Source organism: Streptomyces sp. NPDC126503 (assembly GCF_040302405.1).
Lineage (GTDB): Bacteria > Actinomycetota > Actinomycetes > Streptomycetales > Streptomycetaceae > Streptomyces > Streptomyces gulbargensis.
Genome location: NZ_JBEORS010000034.1, coordinates 1 through 20,158 on the forward strand (window position 1 = coordinate 1; position 20,158 = coordinate 20,158).

The 20,158-nt window shown below is 73.0% G+C and carries 18 protein-coding genes; 10 read left to right on the plus strand and 8 right to left on the minus strand.

The features are described from left to right. Positions 1-54: 54 nt before the first annotated feature. The 5 genes from ABTY40_RS28760 to ABTY40_RS28780 form a co-directional block, all read right to left on the minus strand. Complete coding sequence (locus ABTY40_RS28760; protein ID WP_352062186.1) at positions 55-192, minus strand: hypothetical protein; 138 nt, start codon at positions 190-192, stop codon at positions 55-57. Positions 193-296: 104 nt separating this feature from the next. Further along, on the minus strand, positions 297-998 hold the full coding sequence (locus ABTY40_RS28765; protein ID WP_352062187.1) for a response regulator: 702 nt from the start codon (positions 996-998) through the stop codon (positions 297-299). Further along, positions 995-2,167, minus strand: a complete 1,173-nt coding sequence (locus tag ABTY40_RS28770; protein WP_352062188.1) for a sensor histidine kinase — start codon at positions 2,165-2,167, stop codon at positions 995-997. Before ABTY40_RS28770 ends, ABTY40_RS28765 begins: the two co-directional genes overlap by 4 nt. Positions 2,168-2,169: 2 nt before the next feature. Then, the gene (locus ABTY40_RS28775) at positions 2,170-2,856 is read right to left on the minus strand and encodes a glycerophosphodiester phosphodiesterase (protein ID WP_352062189.1); all 687 of its coding nucleotides are present in this window, start codon (positions 2,854-2,856) and stop codon (positions 2,170-2,172) included. Positions 2,857-2,874: 18 nt separating this feature from the next. Beyond that, positions 2,875-3,930: an adenosine deaminase gene (locus ABTY40_RS28780; RefSeq protein ID WP_352062190.1), complete on the minus strand. Its 1,056-nt coding sequence runs from the start codon at positions 3,928-3,930 to the stop codon at positions 2,875-2,877. A 75-nt stretch (positions 3,931-4,005) separates the two neighbouring features. Here ABTY40_RS28780 and ABTY40_RS28785 point away from each other — a divergent pair, with 75 nt between their 5' ends. Then, on the plus strand, positions 4,006-4,635 hold the full coding sequence (locus ABTY40_RS28785) for a DUF4190 domain-containing protein (RefSeq protein ID WP_352062191.1): 630 nt from the start codon (positions 4,006-4,008) through the stop codon (positions 4,633-4,635). Between the two features lie 63 nt (positions 4,636-4,698). Here the strand turns inward: ABTY40_RS28785 and ybiA are convergent, their stop codons facing one another. Continuing rightward, positions 4,699-5,253 carry a riboflavin biosynthesis intermediates N-glycosidase gene (gene ybiA / locus ABTY40_RS28790; RefSeq protein ID WP_352062192.1) on the minus strand — a complete coding sequence of 185 codons (555 nt, stop codon included), beginning with the start codon at positions 5,251-5,253 and terminating at the stop codon, positions 4,699-4,701. A gap of 175 nt (positions 5,254-5,428) precedes the next feature. On the opposite strand from ybiA, the gene ABTY40_RS28795 reads away from it, so the two are divergent. The 8 genes from ABTY40_RS28795 to ABTY40_RS28830 all read left to right on the plus strand — a co-directional run bounded on the left by ABTY40_RS28795 (position 5,429) and on the right by ABTY40_RS28830 (position 15,138). Then, positions 5,429-6,943, plus strand: a complete 1,515-nt coding sequence (locus ABTY40_RS28795; RefSeq protein WP_345286958.1) for a gamma-aminobutyraldehyde dehydrogenase — start codon at positions 5,429-5,431, stop codon at positions 6,941-6,943. 48 nt (positions 6,944-6,991) lie between these two features. Continuing rightward, positions 6,992-8,239 carry an ABC transporter substrate-binding protein gene (locus ABTY40_RS28800; protein ID WP_352062193.1) on the plus strand — a complete coding sequence of 416 codons (1,248 nt, stop codon included), beginning with the start codon at positions 6,992-6,994 and terminating at the stop codon, positions 8,237-8,239. Positions 8,240-8,282: 43 nt separating this feature from the next. Beyond that, entirely contained in the window at positions 8,283-9,431 is a 1,149-nt protein-coding gene (locus tag ABTY40_RS28805; RefSeq protein WP_352062194.1) for an ABC transporter ATP-binding protein, read from the plus strand. Next, positions 9,428-10,354 carry an ABC transporter permease gene (locus ABTY40_RS28810; RefSeq protein ID WP_352062195.1) on the plus strand — a complete coding sequence of 309 codons (927 nt, stop codon included), beginning with the start codon at positions 9,428-9,430 and terminating at the stop codon, positions 10,352-10,354. Before ABTY40_RS28805 ends, ABTY40_RS28810 begins: the two co-directional genes overlap by 4 nt. Beyond that, positions 10,354-11,151 (plus strand): ABC transporter permease, encoded by a 798-nt coding sequence (locus ABTY40_RS28815; protein ID WP_352062196.1) that lies wholly within the window; start codon positions 10,354-10,356, stop codon positions 11,149-11,151. Before ABTY40_RS28810 ends, ABTY40_RS28815 begins: the two co-directional genes overlap by 1 nt. 36 nt (positions 11,152-11,187) lie before the next feature. Then, a complete protein-coding gene (locus ABTY40_RS28820; protein WP_352062197.1) occupies positions 11,188-12,606 on the plus strand; it encodes an NAD(P)/FAD-dependent oxidoreductase in 1,419 nt (472 codons plus the stop codon). Positions 12,607-12,729: 123 nt separating this feature from the next. After that, positions 12,730-13,254: a hypothetical protein gene (locus ABTY40_RS28825; RefSeq protein WP_352062198.1), complete on the plus strand. Its 525-nt coding sequence runs from the start codon at positions 12,730-12,732 to the stop codon at positions 13,252-13,254. Between the two features lie 66 nt (positions 13,255-13,320). Further along, positions 13,321-15,138 (plus strand): chitinase, encoded by a 1,818-nt coding sequence (locus ABTY40_RS28830; protein ID WP_352062199.1) that lies wholly within the window; start codon positions 13,321-13,323, stop codon positions 15,136-15,138. Here ABTY40_RS28830 and ABTY40_RS28835 read toward each other — a convergent pair. Beyond that, positions 15,086-15,838 carry a phosphatase PAP2 family protein gene (locus tag ABTY40_RS28835; protein ID WP_352062200.1) on the minus strand — a complete coding sequence of 251 codons (753 nt, stop codon included), beginning with the start codon at positions 15,836-15,838 and terminating at the stop codon, positions 15,086-15,088. The two genes, ABTY40_RS28830 and ABTY40_RS28835, sit on opposite strands and share 53 nt — an antisense overlap. A gap of 127 nt (positions 15,839-15,965) precedes the next feature. Further along, on the minus strand, positions 15,966-17,300 hold the full coding sequence (gene gabT, locus ABTY40_RS28840; RefSeq protein WP_352062201.1) for a 4-aminobutyrate--2-oxoglutarate transaminase: 1,335 nt from the start codon (positions 17,298-17,300) through the stop codon (positions 15,966-15,968). A 510-nt stretch (positions 17,301-17,810) separates the two neighbouring features. Between gabT and ABTY40_RS28845 the strand changes: the two genes are divergently transcribed. After that, positions 17,811-20,111 carry an ATP/GTP-binding protein gene (locus tag ABTY40_RS28845; RefSeq protein ID WP_352062202.1) on the plus strand — a complete coding sequence of 767 codons (2,301 nt, stop codon included), beginning with the start codon at positions 17,811-17,813 and terminating at the stop codon, positions 20,109-20,111. Positions 20,112-20,158: the final 47 nt, after the last annotated feature.

Below are 20,158 nucleotides of genomic sequence, written 5' to 3' on the forward strand. Positions count from 1 at the left end.
AAGCTCGTGCGCTTGGCGCAGAGCACCAGCGCGCAGCCGCCTCCACACGAGCGCTCACGATCCCTCACTCTGTGGACGGCACCCCCCTACCCCTCCCGGCACCGCCCAGGCCGGGTCCGCCGCGACGGCGGAGGGCACGCCGACGCCCAGGAGCAGGGCGGCGGCGAGCAGGGTGCGGGTGGTCTTTCCCATGCTGAACTCCCGTGGGGGAAAACGTCGTTCCGGACGGTTCCCATCCTGCTGACCGGAGTCGCCGCGCGGATCGCCCGCACCGGCGGCATCGCCGCGCCGGTTCCTCACCGCCACGGGGGAGGGACCGCCCCCGCGCCTCCCCCGGCCGGGGGAGCGCCCGCCGCGACCAGGCCCGTCTCGTAGGCGCAGATGACCGCCTGCACCCGGTCCCGCAGCCCCAGCTTGGCCAGCACGTTGCCCACGTGCGTCTTCACGGTGTGCTCGCTCACCACCAGTTCCGCCGCGATCTCCGCGTTCGACAGGCCGCGCGCGAGGAGCAGCAGCGTCTGACGCTCCCGCCCCGTCAGGACGCCGAGCCGCGGGTCCGGGTCCGTCCGGCGCGGCCCGCCCGCCGTGTACTGCTCCACGAGCCGCCGCGCCACGGACGGTGCGAGCAGCGAGTCGCCCGCCGCCACCACCCGGACCGCGTGCACCAGGTCGTCGCGCCGCACGTCCTTCAGGAGGAAGCCGCTCGCGCCCGCGTGCAGCGCCTCGTACACGTACGCGTCCGTGTCGAAGGTCGTCAGCATCACCGTCCGGCAGGCGGACTCCGCCGCGATCGCACGGCAGGCCTCGATGCCGTCCACGCGCGGCATCCGGATGTCGAGCAGCGCCACGTCGGGCGCGTGCGCCCGCACCGCCGCGATCGCCGCCGCGCCGTCGCCGGCCTCCGCCACCACCTCGATGTCCGGCTGCGCGTCCAGGATCATCGCGAAGCCGCCGCGGACCAGCTCCTGGTCGTCGGCCACCACCACACGGATCGTCACGACCCCACCTCCGCCGTGGAGGGTACGGGCAGCAGCACCCGCACCTCGAACCCGCGCCCGCCCGGGCCCGGGCCCGCCGTCACGCTCCCGCCGTGCGCGGCGGCCCGCTCCCGGATGCCGACCAGACCGTGACCGGTGCCCGGCGCGGCGGCGGGGGAGCGGGGCCCGCGCCCGTCGTCCCGTACGAGCACGGTCAGCCGGCCGTCCGCGTGGTCGAGGCGGACGCTCGCGGTCCGGGCCCCGGCGTGCCGGACCACGTTGGTCAGCGCCTCCTGCACGATCCGGTAGACCGTCGCACCGACCGAGGAGGGCAGCGCCCGCACCCCGCCGGAGGTCTCGTACACGACGCCGAGGCCGCCGGCCCGTACCCGGTCGAGCAGGGCGGGCAGTTCGCCGAGGTCCGGCTGCGGCGCGCGCGGCGGCCCGCCCGCGCCGGGGTCCTCCCGCAGCACGCCCAGCATCCGCCGCAGCTGGACCATCGCCTCCCGGCCCGTCTCCGAGATCGCCTCGAAGGCGGCCTCGGCCCGCTCCGGCGCCGTCCGTACGGCGACGGGCCCGGCCTCCGCCTGGACGACCATCAGGCTCACCGCGTGCGAGAGGACGTCGTGCATCTCCCGGGCGATCCGGGCCCGTTCCCGCGCGGCGGCCCGCTCGGCCTCGACCACCTGGGCCCGCTGCCGGGCGGCGGTGAGCCGGCCGAGGACGTACGCGGCGCCGAACACGAAGAGGGAGAAGGTCAGTTCACGCGCCGACCGGGTGTTCAGCCACACCGAGACCGGCACCGCCACCACCAGGACCGCGGCGGTCACCACCCGCTTCCAGACCACCGAGAGCGCGGCGATCGTGTACACGGCGACGAGTCCGGTGTACGGCAGGGGCTGCCCCGGACCGTCCACGGCCAGCGTGTACAGGGCGCTCGTCGCGAGGACCGCCCACAGCACCGCCACCGGCGCCCGCCGCCGGGCCACCAGCGGCAGCACGGTGAGCGTCATCAGGCCGTACGCGCTCCACGTCGCCGGCTCCAGGTGCGCCGGGCGCGGCACCACGAACGGCATCGTCATCGCGGCCTGCACGAGCAGCGCGAGCCCGCCGTCCACCGCCCAGGGATTCGCCGCGCCCCAGGTCCGCGCCCGCGTCCACCGGTCGCGGACGTCCCCCCGTGCTCCCACGCCTACCGGCCCTCGCGCAGGACGGCGGCGAGCGCGTCGACCCGGTTGGTGGTGACGGAGTCGGCCCCGGCGGCGATCAGCCGGCGCATGGTGCGCCGGGTGTCGGCCGTCCACGCCGAGACGAGCAGGCCGTCCCGGTGGATCCGGTCGGTCAGCGGCCGGCTGATCAGCCCGAAGCGGTAGTTCAGCCACTTGGGGCGGACCGCGTCGAGCAGCACCGGCCGGGGCGGGGCGAGCGAGGTCCACGTCAGGGCGATCTCGGCGTCCGGGTCGGCCGCCCGCACCTGGAGCATGGCGACCGCCCCCGCGCAGTAGTAGACGCGCTCGGCGGCCCCGCACTCGCGGACGGTGCCGACGACCGTGCGGACCGACTCCTCGTTCCCGCCGGGCAGATCCAGCATCAGCCGGTGCGACCCCGCCACCACCAGCGCCTCGCGCAGGGTCGGCACCCCGCCGTCCGTCAGCTCGCGCAGCCGCGCGTACGGCAGGGAGGCCAGCGGCAGTTCGTGCCGCCACAGCCGCTTCAGCGTGTCGTCGTGGAGGAGGACGGGCACCCCGTCCGCGGTGAGCCGGACGTCGACCTCGACGGCGTCCGCGCCCCGCTCGATCGCGGAGGCGATCGAGGGGAGCGTGTTCTCACGGACGCGGTACGGGTCGCCGCGATGACCTACGACAGTGACAGGGCGCATGGGCCCATTGTCGGTGTCTCAGCGGGTGAGCCAGGCCTCGGTGTACGTGTCGATCTCGGCGGCGAGCCGGGCCTTGCCGGCCGGGTCGAGGAAGGAGGCCTCGACGGCGTTGACGGCCAGGGCGGCGAGGCCGCGCTCGTCCAGGCCGAGGAGCCGGGCGGCCACCGCGTACTCGTTGTTGAGGTCGGTGCCGAACATCGGCGGGTCGTCGCTGTTGACCGTGACCAGCACCCCGGCGTCGACCATGGCCCGGATCGGGTGCTCGTCCAGGGTGGCGACGGCCCGGGTGGCGATGTTGGACGTCGGGCAGACCTCCAGGGCGATCCGGTGCTCGGCCAGGTGGGCCAGGAGCTCGGGGTCCTTGACCGAGCTGGTGCCGTGGCCGACGCGCTCGGCGCCGAGTTCGCGCAGCGCGTCCCAGACCGTCTCCGGGCCGGTCGTCTCGCCCGCGTGCGGGACGGACCGCAGACCGGCCGCCCGGGCCCGGTCGAAGTACGGCTTGAACTGCGGGCGCGGCACGCCGATCTCGGGGCCGCCGAGGCCGAAGGAGACCAGGCCCTCCGGCCGGATGCCGTCCGTGGTGGCGAGCCGCGCGGTCTCCTCGGCGGCCTCCAGGCCCGCCTCGCCGGGGATGTCGAAGCACCAGCGCAGGACCGTGCCGAACTCGGCCTCGGCCGCCTTGCGCGCGTCCTCGATCGCCTCCATGAAGGCCCGCTCGTCGATGCCGCGTCGGGTGGAGGAGTAGGGGGTGACGGTCAGTTCGGCGTACCGGATGTTCTGCCGGGCCATGTCCCGGGCCACCTCGAAGGTCAGCAGCCGCACGTCCTCCGGGGTGCGGACCAGGTCCACCACCGAGAGGTAGACCTCGATGAAGTGGGCGAAGTCCGTGAAGGTGAAGTAGTCGGCCAGTGCCTCCGGGTCCGTGGGGACCTCGGAGTCCGGGTGCCGGGCGGCGAGCTCGGCGACGATCCGGGGGGAGGCGGAGCCGACGTGGTGGACGTGCAGTTCGGCCTTGGGCAGGCCGGCGATGAAGGGGTGGAGATCCGGGCGGAGGCCGGGGCGCAGATCGGTCATCCGGTCATCGTAGGCCGGTCGGTTCCCCCGTACGGGGGAGGCCGTAGCATGACGTGACCACGATGGGGGAGGCCCATGTCTGACAACCGACACCAGCAGCCGGGCGGCTTCGACCCGGCGGACCCGTGGGCTCCGCCGAACCGCGACGGGGTGGAACTGAGCAAGGGCTCGGCCACGTCCCCGGTCCACGACCAGCCGACCGTCACGTCCATGCCGTCCGCGGGCGGCCCCGCCGCCGACGTCCCGCCGCCCCCGGTCGCCCCCGGCGGCCCGGCGGCCACACCCGGCGCCTACGGATACCCGGCCCCCGCTTCCGCCCCCGCCGCGCCGCCCGGGCCCTCGTACGGCTACCCGCCCGCCTACGGGTACGGGACGCAGCCCGGCTGGGGCGCCAGGCCCGCCAACGGCATGGGCATCACGGCCATGGTCCTCGGCATCGTCGCCGTGGCCGGTTTCTGCTTCTGGGGCCTCGGCGTCGTCCTCGGGATCATGGCCCTCGTCTTCGGCGTCATCGGCATGAAGAAGGCCAACCGGGGCGAGGCCACCAACCGTGGCATGGCACTCGCCGGTGTCATCCTCGGCTCGATCGGCATCGTGATCAGCGGGGCCTTCCTGGGCTTCCTCATCTGGTCGCTCACCCAGGACTCCTCGTCGTCCGGCTCCGACGAGGACCCGTTCCCCACCAGCCTGTCGGACACCCGGTAGGGACCGGCCGCGGCAGCCGCCCGGCAGGAGGCGTTCCCGCCGGCCGCGCGCGGGGGCCCGGTGTCACCCGGCCGCCGCGCGCAGCCGGTCCCGGGCCTCCATCAGGGCGAATCCCAGCAGGTTGAGGCCGCGCCAGCGGGCCGGGTCGTGGGCGCGCGGGTCGTCGGCGGCGAGCCCGATCCCCCAGATCCGGTCCAGCGGGCTGGCCTCCACCAGGACCCGGGTGCCGGTGGAGAGAAGGAAACCGCGCAGGGCCTCGTCCGCGGAGAACTTGTGGACGCTGCCCGCGACGACGACCCCGAAGCGCTCCCGCTCCCACACCGCCTCGTCGAAGTCCCGCACCAGCCGGCCCGCGTTCTTCGCCTCCGCCGGGGTGGCGGAGGCCAGCACGGCCCGCTCGGCCGCGGCGTCGCCGAAGAGACGGGCCTTCGCCGCCATCATCCAGTGCTCGGCGGTCGCGTACTCCACCCCGTCCACGGTGAACGGCGCCGGCCACCACTGGCTCAGGCAGCTCGCCGAGAGCCGCCCGTCGGGTCGCGGACGGTGGCCCCAGAAGTGCAGCCACTTCACCCGTTCACCCTTGCTGACCTGCTGTGTCAGCTCCTCGATCATGGTCATGCACGCGAGTCTGGCAGGCGCCACGGACACTCCGTACGGAGATGTTCCGGCGGCCTCGACACATGGTCGACCGATTCCGTCGCGTAACCAAAAGGCAACAACGGAATCACTTGTTGGGCCGACAGGCCTCTGTCAGGATCGGCACTCAATTCGAGCTGGAACAACGGAGAGCGTCATGGGCAACCGCTTCCAGGTGACGGACCGCTTCGCGGACGGCGCACAGTACATCGGCGGGCGACCGCGCCACGGAACCTCGGGTCAGGACCACCACGTGATCGATCCGGCGACGGGGGAGAGCGTCCTCACCTACGCGCTCGCCTCCACCGCCGACGTGGACGCCGCCGTCGCCGCCGCCGAGGCGGCCCTCCCCGCGTGGGCGGGCGCCACCCCCGGCGAACGCGCGGAGGCACTCCACCGGCTCGCCGGCGTCCTCGCCGAGCGGGCCGACGACTTCGCCCGGGTGGAATCCCTCCAGTGCGGCAAGCCCCTCAAGCTCACCACCGAGTTCGACGTGCCCGGCACCGTCGACAACACCGCCTTCTTCGCCGGGGCCGCCCGCCACCTCCAGGGCCAGTCCGCCGGCGAGTACAGCGGCGACCACACCTCCTACGTACGGCGCGAGCCCATCGGCGTCATCGGCTCCATCGCCCCCTGGAACTACCCCCTCCAGATGGCCGCCTGGAAGATCCTCCCGGCCGTCGCCGCCGGCAACACCGTCGTCCTCAAGCCGGCCGAGCTCACCCCGCTCACCTCCCTCATGTTCGCCGAGGCGGCCACCGCCGCCGGCCTCCCCGACGGCGTCGTCAACATCGTCACCGGCGCCGGCCGCACCGCGGGCGAACACCTCGTCGGCCACCCGTCCGTCGCCATGACCTCCTTCACCGGCTCCACCGCCGTCGGCAAGCGGGTCGCGGAGATCGCCACCGCCACCGTCAAGCGCCTCCACCTCGAACTCGGCGGCAAGGCCCCCTTCGTCGTCTTCGACGACGCCGACCTGGAGGCCGCCGCCCACGGCGCCGTCGCCGCCTCCCTCATCAACACCGGCCAGGACTGCACCGCCGCCACCCGCGCCTACGTCCAGCGGCCCCTCTTCGACGCCTTCGTCGCCCGCGTCGCGGAACTCATGGAGACCGTCCGCCTCGGCGACCCCTTCGACCCCGCCACCGACCTCGGCCCGCTCATCAGCCACGCCCAGCGCGACCGGGTCGCCGGCTTCGTCGAGCGCGCCCGCGGCTACGCCACCGTCGTCACCGGCGGCGAGGCTCCCGGCGGAGACCTCAAGGACGGTGCGTACTATCGACCGACCCTGATCACCGGCGCCGCGCAGGACAGCGAGGTCGTCCGCTCGGAGATCTTCGGTCCGGTCCTGGTGGCCCTGCCCTTCGACAGCGACGACGAGGGCATCCGGCTCGCCAACGACACCCCCTACGGCCTCGCCGCCTCCGCCTGGAGCCGCGACGTCTACCGGGCGGGCCGGGCCACCCGCGAGATCAAGGCCGGCTGCGTCTGGGTCAACGACCACATCCCGATCATCAGCGAGATGCCCCACGGCGGATACCGGGCCTCGGGCTTCGGAAAGGACATGTCGGTGTACTCCTTCGAGGAGTACACGCAGGTCAAGCACGTGATGTACGACAACACGGCGGTGGCCGCCAAGGACTGGCACCGCACGATCTTCGGGGACCGATAGCAGCCCGCCGCCCGACCAGCGGCGAACCATCCCGAAAGGGCACAGCGCATGGAGCAGTACGAGCCCGACAGCCTCTCCGCCGCGCAGCGCGCGGCGATACGGCGCAGCCTCACGAACGGCCGGGGCGCCCTCAGCCGCCGTTCGCTGCTGCGCGCGGGCGGTGTCGGCGCGCTCACCGCGGGCGGCCTCACCACCCTGAGCGCCTGCGGCATCCCGCCGGCCAAGCGCGAGGGCCAGGGCCCCGCCTCCACCGACTTCTCGGCCAAGGAGAAGACCCTCGCCTTCTCCAACTGGACCGAGTACATGGACGTGAGCGAGGACGAGAAGTCCCGCCCCACCCTGGAGGCGTTCACGAAGCGCACCGGGATCAAGGTCAAGTACACCGAGGACATCAACGACAACGTCGAGTTCTTCGGCAAGATCAAGCCGCAGCTCGCGGCCGGCCAGGACACCGGCCGCGACCTGATCTGCGTCACCGACTGGCTGGCCGCCCGCATCATCCGGCTCGGCTGGGCCCAGAAGCTCGACCCCTCGAACCTCCCCCACGCCTACGCCAACCTCTCGGCCCAGTTCCGCAGCCCCGACTGGGACCCGGGCCGCGCCTACTCGTACCCGTGGACCGGCATCTCCACCGTCATCGCCTACAACGCCAAGGCGACCGGCGGGAAGAAGGTCGACTCGGTCAGCCAGCTGCTCGACGACCCCTCCCTCAAGGGCCGCGTCGGCTTCCTCACCGAGATGCGCGACTCCGTCGGCATGACCCTCATCGACATGGGCAAGGACCCCGGCAGCTTCACCGACGCCGACTTCGACGCCGCCGTCGGCCGCCTCCAGAAGGCCGTCGACAAGAAGCAGATCCGCCGCTTCACCGGCAACGACTACACCTCCGACCTCGACAAGGGCGACCTCGCGGCCTGTCTGGCCTGGGCCGGTGACGTCATCCAGCTCCAGGCCGACAACCCCGACATCAAGTTCGCCATCCCCGCCGCCGGTTACATCACCTCCAGCGACAACCTGCTCGTGCCCGCGCAGGCCCGGCACAAGACCAACGCCGAGAAGCTCATCGACCACTACTACGAGCTGCCCGTCGCCGCCCAGCTCGCCGCCTACATCAACTACGTCTGCCCCGTCGACGGGGTGAAGGACGAACTCGCCAAGATCGACCCCGAACTGGCGGACAACCCGCTGATCCTCCCGGACAAGGCCATGGCCAGGAAGTCCCGCGCCTTCCGCTCGCTCAGCAGCGCCGAGGAGTCCGCGTACGAGGAGAAGTTCGCCAAGCTCATCGGCGCCTGAGGCAGTCGTCGTCCACCCCTCTCACCGACCGGGACCAGCACCCATGACCGACACCACCACCGGCGGCGACGTCCGTCTCACCGGCATCAGCAAGACCTACGGCTCCTTCACCGCCGTCCACCCGCTCGACCTGACCGTCCCCCAGGGCTCCTTCTTCGCCCTCCTCGGCGCCTCCGGCTGCGGCAAGACCACCACCCTGCGCATGATCGCCGGCCTGGAGGACCCCAGCACCGGCAGCGTCTTCCTCGGCGACACGGACGTCACCGACCTGCCGCCCTACAAGCGGCCGGTCAACACCGTCTTCCAGTCCTACGCGCTCTTCCCGCACATGGACATCAGCGAGAACATCGCCTTCGGCCTGCGCCGGCGCGGCATCAAATCGGTGAAGAAGCAGGTCGACGACATGCTGGAACTCGTCCAGCTCGGCGACAAGGCCAGGCACCGGCCGCACCAGCTCTCCGGCGGCCAGCAGCAGCGCGTCGCCGTGGCTCGCGCCCTCATCAACCACCCGCAGGTGCTCCTCCTCGACGAGCCGCTCGGCGCCCTCGACCTCAAGCTGCGCCGCCAGATGCAGCTGGAGCTCAAGCGCATCCAGACCGAGGTCGGCATCACCTTCGTGCACGTCACCCACGACCAGGAGGAGGCCATGACCATGGCCGACCAGGTCGCGGTGATGAACGGCGGCCGGGTCGAGCAGCTCGGCGCCCCCGCCGACCTGTACGAGAACCCGCGCACCACCTTCGTGGCCAACTTCCTCGGCACCTCCAACCTCATCGAGGCGGAGGTCGTCGAGACCGGCGCCGACGTGCTCGTCACGGCCGGTGGCGGCCGGCTGCGGGTGCCCGCCGACCGCTGTACCTCCGCCGTCCGCAAGGGCGGCAAGCTCCTCGTCGGCGTACGCCCCGAAAAGATCTCGCTCGCGCACGCCGACGACGCGGGGGAGATCGGCGCGGGCCGCAACCGGGTGACCGGACGGATCGCCGACTCCTCGTTCATCGGGGTCTCCACCCAGTACGTGGTGAACTCGCCGGCCGGGGCCGAGCTCCAGGTGTACGAACAGAACGTGGAGAGGCGCGCCGGGCTCCTCCCCGGTACCGAGGTCGTCCTGCACTGGAACCCCGCCCACACCTTCGGCCTCGACGCCGACCAGGACATCGACGCCGGTGTGGAGACGGTGGAGGACTCGCTGTGAGCGCCACACCGACGACACAGGCGCCACCGGTGGCCGGGCCGGTGCCGCGCAAGCCCGCCACCCGCAAACGGCTCGTCCCCTACTGGCTGCTGCTGCCCGGCATCGTCTGGCTGCTCGTCTTCTTCGCGCTGCCGATGGTCTACCAGGCCTCCACCTCCGTGCAGACCGGCTCCCTGGAGCAGGGCTTCCAGGTCACCTGGCACGTCCGGACCTACTGGGACGCCTTCCAGGAGTACTGGCCGCAGTTCGTCCGCTCCCTGCTCTACGCCGGGACCGCGACCCTGCTCTGCCTGCTGCTCGGCTACCCGCTCGCGTACCTCATCGCCTTCCGGGCCGGCCGCTGGCGGAACCTGCTCCTCGTCCTCGTCATCGCGCCCTTCTTCACCAGCTTCCTCATCCGGACGCTGGCCTGGAAGACGATCCTGGCCGACGACAGCCTCCTGGTGGACGCGCTGGGCGCCCTGCACGTCCTCGACGTGACGAGCTGGCTCGGCTGGACCGAGGGCGACCGCGTCCTCGCCACCCCGATGGCGGTCGTCTGCGGCCTCACGTACAACTTCCTGCCGTTCATGATCCTGCCCCTCTACACCTCCCTGGAGCGGATCGACACCCGGCTCCACGAAGCGGCGCGGGACCTGTACGCCTCCCCGGCGACCACCTTCCGCAAGGTGACTTTCCCGCTGTCGATGCCCGGCGTGGTCTCCGGCACCCTGCTCACCTTCATCCCGGCGAGCGGCGACTACGTCAACGCCGAACTGCTCGGCTCCACCGACACCAAGATGGTCGGCAACGTCATCCAGTCGCAGTTCCTCCGCGTCCTGGACTACCCGACCGCCGCCGCCCTGTCCTTCATCCTCATGGCGATCGTGCTGCTCATGGTCACCTTCTACATCCGCAAGGCGGGAACGGAGGACCTGGTCTGATGCGCCGGCTCCGCAAGAACCTCGTCGTCATCGCCGGCCTGCTGACGCTCGCGTACATGATCCTGCCGAACGTCGTGGTCATGGTCTTCTCGTTCAACCGGCCGAACGGGCGCTTCAACTACTCCTGGCAGCGGTTCTCCACCGACGCCTGGAAGGACCCGTGCGGCGTCGCCGACCTGTGCCGGTCGCTGACACTCTCCCTCCAGCTGGCCGCCTGGGCCACGCTCGGGGCGGTCCTCCTCGGCACGATGATCGCCTTCGCGCTCGTCCGCTACCGCTTCCGGGCCCGGGGCGCGATCAACTCGCTCATCTTCCTGCCGATGGCGATGCCCGAGGTCGTCATGGCCGCCTCGCTGCTCACCCTCTTCCTCAACATGGGTGTCCAGCTCGGCTTCTGGACGGTCCTCATCGCCCACATCATGTTCTGCCTGTCGTTCGTCGTGACGGCGGTCAAGGCCCGGATCATGTCCATGGACCCGCGCCTGGAGGAAGCCGCGCGCGACCTCTACGCGGGGCCCGCGCAGACCTTCCTGCGCGTCACCCTGCCGATCGCCGCGCCCGGCATCGCCGCCGGCGGCCTCCTGGCCTTCGCGCTCTCGTTCGACGACTTCATCATCACCAACTTCAACGCGGGCCCGTCCACGGTGACCTTCCCCATGTTCGTCTGGGGCTCGGCACAGCGCGGAACGCCCGTTCAGATCAACGTCATCGGCACCGCCATGTTCGTCCTGGCGGTACTGATCGTCGTGACCGGCCAGCTCATCGCGAACCGGCGCAAGAAGACCGCAACGGCCTGACCGGCAGCCGGTCAGGCACCGAAGGAGTTGGAAACCATGGCCCCAGTCGCCATGCGTCTCGCTGCACAATCTCTCTCCGACGCCCAGCCCGTCCCCTTCTGGCTGGAAGACCCCGGCAAGCCCGGCGCCCTGCCCGCCCTCACCGGCACCGAGAAGTGCGACCTCCTCGTCGTCGGCGGCGGTTACAGCGGACTGTGGACCGCGCTCCTCGCCAAGGAGCGCGACCCCTCCCGGGACGTCGTGCTCATCGAAGGCCGCGAGGTGGGCTGGGCCGCCTCGGGCCGCAACGGCGGCTTCTGCGCCGCCTCCCTCACCCACGGCTTCGGCAACGGACTGGCCCGCTGGCCCGGTGAGCTGCCGAAGCTGGAGCGCATGGGCGAGGCCAACCTCGACGCCATCGAGGAGGCCGTCGCCCGCTACTCCCTGGACTGCGACTTCGAGCGCACCGGCGAGATCGACGTCGCCACCGAACCGCACCAGACCGAGGAACTCCACCAGTGGTACGAGGAGGCCGACCGGCTCGGCCTCGCGGACGGACTGGAGCTCCTGGACCGGGACGCCGTACGGGCCGAGGTCGACTCCCCGACCTTCCTCGCCGGCCTCTGGGACCGGCGCGGCGTCGCCATGCTCCACCCGGCGAGACTGGCCTGGGGCCTCAAGCGCGCCTGTCTGGACCTCGGCGTGCGGATCTTCGAGAACAGCCCCGGGCTCGACCTGGTGCCCGCGGGCGGCGGCATGGCCGTCCGCACCCCGTACGGCCGCGTCGCCGCCCGCCGGGTCGCCCTCGGCACCAACGTCTTCCCCTCCCTGGTCAAGCGGGTGCGGCACTACACCGTCCCGGTCTACGACTACGCCCTCATGACCGAACCGCTCAGCCCCGCGCAGCTCGCCTCGGTCGGCTGGAAGAACCGGCAGGGCCTCGGCGACTCCGCCAACCAGTTCCACTACTTCCGCATCACCGCCGACCACCGCATCCTGTGGGGCGGTTACGACGCGGTGTACCGCTTCGGCGGCAAGGTGGCCGCCGAGATGGACCACCGCCCCGAGACGTACCTCAAGCTGGCGCAGCACTTCTTCACCTGCTTCCCGCAGCTGGAGGGGCTCCGGTTCAGCCACGCCTGGGGCGGCGCCATCGACACCTGCTCGCGCTTCTCCGCCTTCTTCGGCACCGCCCACCAGGGCAGGGTGGCGTACGCGGCCGGGTTCACCGGCCTCGGGGTGGGCGCCACCCGCTTCGGCGCCGAGGTGATGCTCGACCTGCTCTCCGGTGAGCGCACCGAGCGGACGGAGCTGTCGATGGTCCGCTCCAAGCCGCTGCCGTTCCCGCCGGAACCGATCGCCTGGGCCGGGATCGGCCTCACCAAGTGGTCCCTCGCCCGCGCCGACGCCAACGGCGGCCGGCGCAACCTGTGGCTGAAGGCGATGGACCGCCTCGGCCTCGGCTTCGACAGCTGAGCCCCGGGCCGGTGCGTGTGACTCAGGTCACACGCCACGGTCGGGTGATGTCGCGTAAGAGCGGCCGTCCGGCCCGCTCTCTCCGTGCGGACACCGTGTCCGCACGGAGAGGAGAACGCTGCGATGACAGGTACGGGGGCCCCGGGGATCCGGAGCGCGGTGGAATGGCTGGTCTCGGTCGCGCCCGAGCCCGACGCCTGCCGGTGGGAGTGGGAGCGCAACCCGCACGGGGTCGCGCTGCTGCCCGCCGGCCGGCGCTGGGACGTGCTGATCCTGCCGGGCGGGCTCGGCCGGCCCGCCCTCGACGTCCTCACCCGGCTCCTGGACCGGCCCGGCCCGGTCCTCGCCGACCTCGGGGACGCCCGCACCGGCTTCTTCGTCCCGCCGGGCACCGCCGCCCGCTGGCTCGGTACCGGGGTGCGCGCCGCGGGTTCCGGCACCTGGGTCGTGGTGCCCCACCCGGGCCGGGTGACGACCGGTGGCGTGCGCTGGCTGGTGCCCCCCGACGGCACGGGCACCCTCACCGACCCGGCCCTCCTGGAGCGGGCCATGCACGAGGCGGCGGGGGAGCTGGCCGCGCGCGGGCGCCCGGAGGAGGCCCTTGGCGGCCTGCCGCCCGCCGACCCCGGCCCCGTCCAGAGGTCTTGACCACCTGATTGGTCTGGACCATGCTGTGCCGCGCTCCACTCCGATCCCCCACCTCCGGAGGCAGTCGTGGACCGCACCAGACCTCTCAGCCTGTTCCTCGCGGGCGCGCTCGCCGTCGGCGGGCTCGCCACGCTCTCACCGGCCGCCCGGGCCGCCGACACCGAACTCGCCCGCAACGGCGGCTTCGAGGCCGGTCTGGACGGCTGGAACTGCACGGCGGGCAGCGGCGCCGTCGTCACGTCCCCCGTGCACGGCGGGACGAAGGCGCTCCAGGCCACCCCCGCCGGCAGCGACCACGCCAAGTGCTCCCAGACGATCACCGTCAAACCCCACTCGGCCTACACGCTGAGCGGCTGGGTCCGAGGCAGCTACGTCCATCTGGGCGTCACCGGCACCGGCACCACCGACGTCTCCACCTGGACCCAGTCGGCCCCCGACTGGCAGAGGCTCGCCACCACCTTCACCACCGGGGCGAACACCACCTCGGTCACCCTCTACACCCACGGCTGGTACGGCACCCCCGCCTACCAGGCCGACGACCTCTCCCTCCACGGACCGGGCGGAGACCCGGCGCAGGTCCCCGCCGCGCCCACGGGCCTCGCCGCCGGCAGCCCGACCTCCACCTCGGTGCCGCTCACCTGGCCCGCGGTCGCGGGAGCCACCTCGTACAAGGTCTACCAGGGCGGCTCCCCGCTCGCCGCGACCACCGGGACCTCGTACACCGCCACCGGCCTCACCCCGGGCACCGCCTACAGCTTCCAGGTCTCGGCGGTCAACGGCGCGGGCGAGTCCGCGAAGTCCGCGGCCGTCACCGCCACCACGACCTCCGGAGGCGGCGGAGGCGCGGAACTTCCCGCCCGCGCGCTCGTCGGCTACCTCCACGCGAGCTTCGCGAACGGCTCCGGCTACACCCGGATGGCCGACGTACCGGAGTCCTGGGACGTCATCAACCTCGCCTTCGGCGAACCGACCTCGGTGACCTCCGGCGACATCCGCTTCCGTCTCTGCCCCGTCACCGAGTGCCCGAACGCCGAGTCCGAGGCCGACTTCAAGGCCGCGATCAAAGCCAAGCAGGCCGCGGGCAAGAAGGTCCTCATCTCCATCGGAGGCCAGAACGGGCAGGTCCAGCTCGCCACCACCGCGGCCCGCGACACCTTCGTCGCGTCCGTCTCGAAGATCATCGACGAGTACGGCCTCGACGGCCTCGACATCGACTTCGAGGGCCACTCCCTCTCGCTCCGGACCGGCGACACCGACTTCCGCAACCCGACCAGCCCGGTCATCGTCCACCTCATCCAGGCGGTCAAGACCCTCAAGGCCCGGTACGGCGCGAAGTTCGTCCTGACCATGGCCCCGGAGACCTTCTTCGTCCAGCTCGGGTACCAGTTCTACGGCTCCGGCCCCTGGGGCGGCCAGGACCCACGCGCCGGCGCGTACCTCCCGGTCATCCACGCCCTGCGCGACGACCTCACGCTGCTCCACGTCCAGGACTACAACTCCGGCCCGATCATGGGCCTCGACAACCAGTACCACTCCATGGGCGGCGCCGACTTCCACATCGCCATGACCGACATGCTGCTCACCGGCTTCCCGGTCGCCGGAAACGCCGAACGCTTCTTCCCGGGCCTGCGCCCCGACCAGGTCGCCATCGGCCTGCCGGCCTCCACCCAGGCGGGCAACGGCCACACCGCCCCCGCCGAGGTGAACAAGGCCCTCGACTGCCTCACGAAGAACCGGAACTGCGGCGGCTACCGGACCCACGGCACGTGGTCGTCCCTGCGCGGCCTGATGACCTGGTCCATCAACTGGGACCGCTTCAACGGCTGGGAGTTCAGCCGGAACTTCGACGCGTACTTCGGACAGAACGCAGCCGGCCGGAGCTGACGCCCAGGATCAGGAAGCCGAGGCAGCCACTGGCCACCACGTCCAGCGGCCAGTGGTAGCCGCGCAGCACCAGGCCGGTCCCCGTCACCGCCGTCAGGGCGGCGGCGACGGGGAGCAGGCGGCGCGAGACAAGGAAGGCGGCACCGAAGTAGGCGACCATCGCGGTCGCCGTGTGCCCCGAGGGGAAATAGCCCTCGGCCCAGGGCTCCAGCGGGCCGGGGCGGGCCGTCCACTCCTTCAGGGGGACGACGAGCAGCGGGACGGCGGCCATCGCGAGACCCGCGAAGAGGGCGTCCCGACGACGGCCGCGCCACACCGCGTACGCCGTCGCGCAGACCAGGACCGGCAGGGCGACCGTCAGATTGCCGAGGTCGGAGGCGAGTTCGCTCAAGGGGCGGGGCACGGCGTCCACCAGGGAGCGGGACACCCGCTCGTCGAGCCTGGCCAGAGGGCCGTGGACGAGCACCTGCCAGGTCACGACGGCGAGGGCGACGAGCGCCGTGAAGAGAGCCGGCCGCCCTGGAACAGGGGGGGTGGTTCCAGGGCGGCCGAGGGGATCGGGCTGCCGCCCGCCCCGGGGGGTGTGGGGCGTGCGGCCATCCGATCGGTGAGGAGTCCCGGGGCACGAGGCCCCGGCGGTGTGCGCGAAGGCACGGTGTGGGCGGGGCTGGGGAGGCTCCGCCCGGGGTGTTTCTCTCATCTGCGGAAACCGTACGGCAGAGACGAGGGGACCGACAGCGGTACGCGCGACCCGCCATCGGCCCCCCACAGAGTCTTCACACCGTGTGTGAGATGCGGGGCCCCGGACACGCCGGGGCCCGCGCGGCTCAGATCTGGGCGAAGGCGTTCTCGATGACGTCCAGGCCCTCGTTCAGCAGGTCCTCGCCGATGACGAGCGGCGGCAGGAAGCGCAGCACGTTGCCGTAGGTGCCGCAGGTGAGGACGAGGACGCCCTCGGCGTGGCACGCCTTGGCCAGCGCGGCGGCGGCCTCCGGGTGCGGCTCCTTGGTCGCCGGGTCCTTCACCAGCTCGATGGCGATCATGGCGCCACGGCCACGGATGTCACCGATGACCGGGAACTTCTCCTGCATGGCGGTGAGGCGGCCCTTCATGACCTCCTCGATGCGCTTCGCCTTGCCGTTGAGGTCCAGCTCCTTCATCGTCTCGATGGCGCCGAGCGCACCGGCGCAGGCCACCGGGTTGCCGCCGTAGGTGCCGCCCAGACCGCCGCCGTGGACGGAGTCCATGATCTCGGCGCGGCCGGTGACGGCGGCGAGCGGCAGACCGCCCGCGATGCCCTTGGCGGTGGTGATGAGGTCCGGGACGATGCCCTCGTCCTCACAGGCGAACCACTGGCCGGTGCGGCAGAAGCCGGCCTGGATCTCGTCCGCGACGAAGACGATGCCGTTGTCGTTGGCGAACTTCACGATCGCCGGCAGGAAGCCCTTGGCCGGCTCGATGAAGCCGCCCTCGCCGAGGACCGGCTCGATGATGATCGCGGCGACGTTCTCGGCGCCGATCTGCTTGGTGATGTTGTCGATCGCCTGGGCGGCGGCCTCGGGGCCGCAGTTCTCCGGGCCGGTGGGCCAGCGGTAGCCGTAGGCGACCGGCACGCGGTAGACCTCGGGCGCGAACGGGCCGAAGCCCTGCTTGTACGGCATGTTCTTCGCCGTCAGCGCCATCGTGAGGTTGGTGCGGCCGTGGTAGCCGTGGTCGAAGACGACGACGGCCTGGCGCTTGGTGTACGAGCGGGCGATCTTGACGGCGTTCTCGACGGCCTCGGCGCCCGAGTTGAACAGCGCGGACTTCTTGGCGTGGTCGCCCGGGGTCAGCTCGGCCAGCGCCTCGCAGACCTCCACGTAGCCCTCGTACGGGGTGACCATGAAGCAGGTGTGCGTGAAGTCCTGCAGCTGCGCGGAGGCGCGGCGCACGACGGCCTCGGCGGAGGCGCCCACGGAGGTCACGGCGATGCCGGAACCGAAGTCGATCAGCAGGTTGCCGTCGACGTCCTCGATGATGCCGCCGCCGGCCCGCTTGGTGAAGACGGGCAGCGTGGAGCCCACACCGCCGGCGACCGTGTCGAGGCGGCGGGCCTGAAGCTCCTGCGACTTCGGACCGGGGATGGCGGTGACGACGCGCCGCTCCTGCGGGACAGCGTTCATGCGGGGCTCCTGGGGGTGTTCTGGACGCACTTGCGGGTTTCCTCCGCAGGCTAGGCGTGGGGGAGGGGGTCAGGCATGCGCCGTTCGGGAGTGATGGCGGCGTGTCGTTGTCCGCGATGGACAGGGCGACGGGTGTCCGCGCGGACGGCGGCGCCGGACCGCACGGCCGGGAGAAACCGCTCCGGGGCGGCCGCGGGCCATTAGATTGACGAGGGCACAGTGGCGGCGACCTGGCTGGTCAGGGGGCAGGGGTTCATGGAGACCGACGGCACGTACGACTCGCGCGACACCAGGGGGGCGGCGGTGCCCCGCCCGACCCCGCCGCCCCCGGCGTCTCCTCCCGCTCCGCACGCCCCCACGGCCCCGCCGTCGCCGGCCGCTCCGCCGCCGTACCCGCCGGGCGGGGGGCCCGCGCCGGGATCCCCGGCGGGCTCCGGTACGGGCGGGGGCCCCGGGGCCGTACCCCCGCCGCCCGCCCACGCGCCCGGAGAGCACCCACAGCCGGCGGCCATGCCGCCCCGGCCCGCCGGGACGCCCGCCGCCAAGGGGCCCGTCGCCGAGTGGCTGGACGCCCCGCGTCCCGAGGCCGCCCCCGGCGTCTGGCGTCTGAGGCACGTCCCCGCGGCCCCGCACCGCCCTGCCCGGCGCATCGCCCCGGTCACCCTGGCCGGGGTCGCCGTCCCCCTCCTCCTCGGCCTCGTCCTGTGGTCGGTCTGGCGCAACGGCGGCGTCCCCTACCTCTGGGTCCCGCTGACCGCGCTCACCCCGCAGGAGTGGTGGTACTACGGCACGGCCAGCGCCCGCGGCTGGGAGGGAGGCCAGGCCCGCGTCGTCTACGGGGGCGTCGTCTTCGCCCTGATCACCGTCACCGTGACCCGCCTCGGCGCCTGGGGCCAGCTGGCCCGGCACCTCCTGGAGCCGTACCGGCCCCCCGTACGGGCCGCGCTCGCCGCCGTCGCCGCCCTCCTCGCGCTCACGCTCGTCTGGCCGGAGGCCTTCCCCGGCGTCGGCTGGGACCCGCTGCCCGTCGTCGGCCCGGTCCTCTCCCTCGTCGTCCTCGTCGGCGGCGGCTTCGACGTCCTCACCTCCCCGGTCCTCGTCTACACCCTCTACGCGCTGATCACGGCGGCCGTCCTCTGGCCCTTCGCCCGCCTCGGCGGCTGGGGAGCCCTCGCCCGTACCTGGCTGCGCCCCCGCCCGGACGCCGCCGGCGTCCCGGCGGCGACGGCCCCGGCGGCCCCCCGCTCCCAATGGCCCGCGCTGCGGGAGGCCGGCCAGGCGCGGGCGGCCGACCTGCTCACCGGCGAACTGCACGCCGGACGCATGAACGAGGTCGACGCCGCCCGGATCGACCGCCACTGGCGGCGTGCGCGCGGCGACGCCGGCCGCCTCGCCTCCTTCGTCGACACCGTGCTCCGCCACGGCGCCACCGCCTGGGCGCACCCGTCCGGCGCCCGCGACCTGCCCCGCCGCACCGTCCCCCACGACCTCCTCCTCGGCCAGGTGCGGATCGGGCGCTGCGTCGCCGGGGAGCGGAACCCCGCCGCCTACCGGGGCGCGGGCCTGGCGCTCGACCCGGCCGTCCTCGGCACCTCCCTGCTCGCCGTCGGCCCCTCCGGCTCGGGCAAGACCGCCCGGCTGACCGGTCCCGTCGCCGAAACGCTCGCCCTCCAGGCCCTCACCGGCGACTGCGCGGTCGTCGCCGTCGGTTCCGCCGACGCGCCGCTCGGCCCCGACACGGCGTACGACGTGGTCGTCAGGATCGGAGACCCGGAGTCCCCCTACGACCTCGACCCCTACGCCGGCCTCACCGACCCCGACGAGGCCGCCGCCCTCCTCGCGGAGGGCCTCGCCGGCGACGTGGAGACGGTCGACGCCCGGCGCGCCGCCACCGTACTCGCCCAGCTGATCGGCCCCTACCGGGCCGTGCACGGCCGCTTCCCGACCGTCCCCGTCCTGCGCGAACTGCTCGAAGCCGCCCCCCGCACCCTGTCGGAGCTGCTCGCCCGGCTGCCCGCGGACGCGCCCACGATGCGCCGCGAACTGGAGGCCCGCATCCGGAACGCCGGCGGGGCCGCCGACCCCGCGCCCCTCCTCGCCGACCGCCTCGCGCTGCTCGACCGCCCCGCCTTCGCCGACTTCTTCGGCGCGGAGGGCGACACCGGCCGCGTACGGCCCTTCTCGCTGCGGTCCGTCGTCCAGCACCCGCTGCGCGTCCTGGTGCAGCTGCCGGAGCGCGGCCACGAGGAGGCGTCCCGGCTCCTCACCCGGCTGGTGCTCGCCCAGTTCCTGGCGGCGGCCCGGGGCGGCACCGGCCGCTCCCACTTCGTCTGCCTCGTCCTCGACGACGCCACCGGCGCGCTCACCACCGGCACGGTCCGCTCCCTCCAGCGCCTCCGCCCGCACCACGCCGGGGTCGTCCTCGGCCTGCGCACCCTGGCCGACGTACCCGACTCCCTGCACGGGCCGCTGCTCGCCGCAGTCGGCTGCCGGGCGGCCTTCTCCGGGGTGACCACCTGGGACGGCCGCGGCTTCTCCGAGGCCTGGGGCACCGAGTGGGTGGAGACCGTGGAGGTCGCCCAGCACGCGGTCTTCGCGAACCAGCCGATGACCCGCGCCTACCACGCCCTGCGCAAGAAGCTCACGGGCAAGGCGGTCACCACCGACGCGGTCACCCGCCGCACGGTGGAGCGCGAACGCTGGTCCGCCTCCGAACTCGCCCACTCCGTCCCGGCCGGTCACGCCGTGATCTCCCTGACCACGGTCACCGGCGACCACACCCCCCCGATCCTGGTGGACCTCCGCGCCTGACGCCGGGGCCGGGCCCCGACGGACCCGGGCGGCTCCGGCGCGCCCGC

Coding starts and splice junctions, on each gene's coding strand:
- ABTY40_RS28795 (WP_345286958.1), top strand. CDS start 5,429: ATGGGCAACCGCTTCCAGGTGACGGACCGCTTCGCGGACGGCGCACAG.
- ABTY40_RS28835 (WP_352062200.1), bottom strand. CDS start 15,838: ATGAGAGAAACACCCCGGGCGGAGCCTCCCCAGCCCCGCCCACACCGT.
- ABTY40_RS28820 (WP_352062197.1), top strand. CDS start 11,188: ATGGCCCCAGTCGCCATGCGTCTCGCTGCACAATCTCTCTCCGACGCC.
- ABTY40_RS28845 (WP_352062202.1), top strand. CDS start 17,811: ATGCCGCCCCGGCCCGCCGGGACGCCCGCCGCCAAGGGGCCCGTCGCC.
- ybiA (WP_352062192.1), bottom strand. CDS start 5,253: ATGACCATGATCGAGGAGCTGACACAGCAGGTCAGCAAGGGTGAACGG.
- ABTY40_RS28775 (WP_352062189.1), bottom strand. CDS start 2,856: ATGCGCCCTGTCACTGTCGTAGGTCATCGCGGCGACCCGTACCGCGTC.
- ABTY40_RS28825 (WP_352062198.1), top strand. CDS start 12,730: ATGACAGGTACGGGGGCCCCGGGGATCCGGAGCGCGGTGGAATGGCTG.
- gabT (WP_352062201.1), bottom strand. CDS start 17,300: ATGAACGCTGTCCCGCAGGAGCGGCGCGTCGTCACCGCCATCCCCGGT.
- ABTY40_RS28805 (WP_352062194.1), top strand. CDS start 8,283: ATGACCGACACCACCACCGGCGGCGACGTCCGTCTCACCGGCATCAGC.
- ABTY40_RS28780 (WP_352062190.1), bottom strand. CDS start 3,930: ATGACCGATCTGCGCCCCGGCCTCCGCCCGGATCTCCACCCCTTCATC.
- ABTY40_RS28800 (WP_352062193.1), top strand. CDS start 6,992: ATGGAGCAGTACGAGCCCGACAGCCTCTCCGCCGCGCAGCGCGCGGCG.
- ABTY40_RS28815 (WP_352062196.1), top strand. CDS start 10,354: ATGCGCCGGCTCCGCAAGAACCTCGTCGTCATCGCCGGCCTGCTGACG.
- ABTY40_RS28785 (WP_352062191.1), top strand. CDS start 4,006: ATGTCTGACAACCGACACCAGCAGCCGGGCGGCTTCGACCCGGCGGAC.
- ABTY40_RS28760 (WP_352062186.1), bottom strand. CDS start 192: ATGGGAAAGACCACCCGCACCCTGCTCGCCGCCGCCCTGCTCCTGGGC.